5 protein-coding genes are annotated in these 3038 nt (G+C 71.6%); 3 read left to right on the top strand and 2 right to left on the bottom strand.

What is annotated here, in order from left to right; all coding sequences use genetic code 11:
• The 3 genes from Q0112_RS01295 to Q0112_RS01285 form a co-directional block, all read left to right on the top strand.
• Positions 1-957, top strand: a 957-nt coding sequence (locus Q0112_RS01295) for an NADP-dependent isocitrate dehydrogenase (RefSeq protein WP_297970407.1), incomplete at its 5' end; no start/stop codon positions are given.
• 22 nt (positions 958-979) lie between these two features.
• Positions 980-1795 (top strand): hypothetical protein, encoded by an 816-nt coding sequence (locus Q0112_RS01290; protein ID WP_297970406.1) that lies wholly within the window; start codon positions 980-982, stop codon positions 1793-1795.
• A 19-nt stretch (positions 1796-1814) separates the two neighbouring features.
• Positions 1815-2447 carry a YitT family protein gene (locus Q0112_RS01285; protein WP_297970405.1) on the top strand — a complete coding sequence of 211 codons (633 nt, stop codon included), beginning with the start codon at positions 1815-1817 and terminating at the stop codon, positions 2445-2447.
• 111 nt (positions 2448-2558) lie between these two features.
• Here Q0112_RS01285 and Q0112_RS01280 read toward each other — a convergent pair whose 3' ends face one another.
• Together Q0112_RS01280 and Q0112_RS01275 are read right to left on the bottom strand one after the other, a co-directional pair.
• Positions 2559-2843 carry a DUF1330 domain-containing protein gene (locus Q0112_RS01280; RefSeq protein WP_297970403.1) on the bottom strand — a complete coding sequence of 95 codons (285 nt, stop codon included), beginning with the start codon at positions 2841-2843 and terminating at the stop codon, positions 2559-2561.
• An 11-nt stretch (positions 2844-2854) separates the two neighbouring features.
• A partial coding sequence (locus Q0112_RS01275; protein WP_297970401.1) for a DHHA1 domain-containing protein occupies positions 2855-3038 on the bottom strand: 184 nt, incomplete at its 5' end.

Genomic DNA, 3038 nt, shown 5'->3' with positions numbered 1-3038 from the left:
TTCGGCCTCAAGGAGATGTGGAAGTCGCCGAACGGCACCATCCGCAACATCCTCGGCGGCGTCATCTTCCGCCAGCCGATCATCTGCCGCAACGTGCCGCGGCTGGTGCCGGGCTGGACCAGGCCCATCGTCGTCGGCCGCCATGCCTTCGGCGACCAGTACCGGGCGACCGACTTCGTCTTCCCGGGCAAGGGCACGGTCACGCTCAAGTTCGTCGGCGAGGACGGCAAGACGATCGAGCGCGAGGTCTTCAAGGCCCCGGGCGGCGGCGTCACCATGGCGATGTACAACCTCGACGAGTCGATCATCGACTTCGCCCGCGCGTCGATGAACTATGCGCTCAATCTTGGCTGGCCGCTCTATCTCTCGACCAAGAACACCATCCTCAAGGCCTACGACGGCCGCTTCAAGGATCTCTTCCAGCAGGTCTTCGACGAGGAATTCGCCGAGGCCTTCAAGGCGAAGGGGATCACCTACGAGCATCGGCTGATCGACGACATGGTCGCCTCGGCGCTGAAGTGGTCGGGCGGCTACGTCTGGGCCTGCAAGAACTACGACGGCGACGTGCAGTCCGACACCGTGGCGCAGGGCTTCGGCTCGCTCGGGCTGATGACCTCCGTCCTGATGACGCCCGACGGCAAGACCGTCGAGGCCGAGGCGGCGCACGGCACGGTGACGCGCCACTACCGCCAGCACCAGAAGGGCGAGCAGACCTCGACCAACTCGATCGCCTCGATCTACGCCTGGACCGGCGGGCTGAAGCACCGCGCCAAGCTCGACGACAATGCCGCGCTCGCCCGCTTCGCCGATACCCTCGAGCGGGTGACGGTCGACACGGTCGAGGCCGGCGACATGACCAAGGACCTCGCGCTCCTGGTCGGGCCGGACCAGAAGTGGCTGACCACGATCGGCTTCCTCGACAAGGTGGACGAGAACCTGCAGAAGGCGCTCGCCTGAGGCATCCCGGGAGGACACGGACATGGCGGAACAGTTCCTGCTCGAGGTCGCCGGCGCGCCGGTCGGCTCGCTGCGGAGCTTCAGGGGCCTCGACGTGGAGGCCGAGATCGCGACCCGCGACCTCGGCCCGCGCAGCACGCCGAAGAAGCATGTCGCCGCCGTCCGCTGGACACCGGCGGTCGCCACCTTCGGCGGCGGCATGGGCGAGGGCATGCAGGGCTGGATCGCCGAGGCGCTCGATCGCGGCGCGGCGACGCGGGGCGGCAGCGTCGCGGTCGCCGGTCCGGGCGGCGCCCCGGCCTTCTCCGTGGGCTTCTCCGGCGCCCGCCTCGCCGCGGTGAGCTTCCCCGCGCTCGACGCGGCGGCGAAGGAGCCGGCGGAGATGTCGGTCGAGTTCGTCGCGCGGCAGGTGGAGTGGGACCAGGGCGGCGCCGCCGCGGCCGGCCCCGGGGCCGGGGCCGGCGCCGCGTGGCAGCGGTCGAGCTTCCGGGTCGAGATCGGCGACCTGCCCTGCCAGCGCGTCATCGCGGTCGACGGCTTCACCTGGACCTGCGCCGCCGACGGCGCGATCACCGTCCCCGACGTCAGGCTGGTCGTCTCGCGCGCGGATCTCGCGCCGTGGGAGGAGGCCGCGCGGCGCTGGTTCATCGACCGGGACTATCGCGACAGGCACGAGATGAACGGCACGATCAGCCTGCTCGCCGCCGACGGCAAGAGCGAGCTCGCCCGCATCGAGCTCGGCCACGTCGGCCTGAAGCGCTTCTCGCACGACGAGGTCGGCGAGAACGGCTTCGCCGTCGTGCTCTACGTCGAGCGGCTCGGCTTCAAGGTGGCCTGACCGCGCCCGGCCGCGTGCCGTGGACGACCTCGCAGACGGTCGCGCAGACGGCCCCGCCCGCCCGCGGCACTCGGCCTTCGAGGACGCCCAGGGGCTCCTCGCCGGCACGCTCCTCGTCACCCTCGGCCTCGCCTTCCTGCAGCATCTCGGCCTCGTCACCGGTCAGGTGGCGGGGCTGGCGCTCCTCGTCGCGCTCTGGACCGGCATCCCCTTCGGCCCGGTCTTCTTCGCGCTGAACCTGCCCTTCTACTGGCTGGCGGTGCGGCGCATGGGCTGGGCCTTCACGCTCAAGACCTTCGTCGCGGTCGGCCTCGTCACCCTGCTCTCGCTGCTCCGCCCGCAGTACCTGAGCTTCGCCACCCTCGACCCGCTGGTCGGCGCCGTGCTCGCCGGGCTGGTGCAGGGGGCGGGCCTCCTCGCCATCTTCCGCCACCGCGCCAGCCTCGGCGGCGTCGGCGTGGTGGCGGTCTACCTGCAGGACCGCACCGGCTTCCGCGCCGGCTGGACCCAGCTCCTCGTCGACCTGGTGGTCTTCTCGCTCGCGCTCCTGACCCTGCCGCTCCCGGCCGTCGCCTTCTCGCTCGCGGGCGCCGTGGTCCTCAACCTCGTCATCGCCATCAACCACCGCCGCGACCGCTACGTCGCGATGTGAGCGGCCCGGCGCGCGTCAACCTTCGTCAAGATGCGGTAAATGCCGGCATAAATCAGGGCAATTCCAATCGGTTGCCGGCGTCTGGCGTCTGGCACGCAAGACGCGTGCGGGTCAGACGCCCTCGACGATGACCAGATCCCGCTCCGAGGCCCCCCGCGCATGCTCGAGCGCCGCCTGGTACTCGGCCGAGCGGTAGCAGGCCTCCGCCGCCTCCAGGCTCGGGAACTCGGCCAGCACGTTGCGCGAGCGGTCGCGCCCCTCGAGCTGCACGTGGCGCCCGGCGCGGACCAGGAAGCGCCCCCCGTGCGCCGCGATCACCGCGGTGGCGAGCTTGGCGTAGCGGCCATAGGCCTCGGGGTCGGTCACATGCACGTTGGCGATCCAGTAGGCAGCCATCTCTCCCTCCCTCAGGCTTCCAGCAGCGCGCGCGCGGCGGCGATCGCCTCGGGCGCGCGGCCCGGGTCGCTGCCCCCCGCCTGCGCCATGTCCGGCCGCCCGCCGCCGCCCTTGCCGCCGAGCGCCTCGGCGGCGACACGGACGAGATCGACCGCCGAGACCCGCCCGGTCAGGTCGTCGGTGACGCCGGCCGCC

This window comes from uncultured Amaricoccus sp., assembly GCF_937858865.1.
GTDB lineage: Bacteria > Pseudomonadota > Alphaproteobacteria > Rhodobacterales > Rhodobacteraceae > Amaricoccus.
Note: the sequence above shows the minus strand (reverse complement) of the source record. Positions and strands in the feature narration are given on the sequence as shown.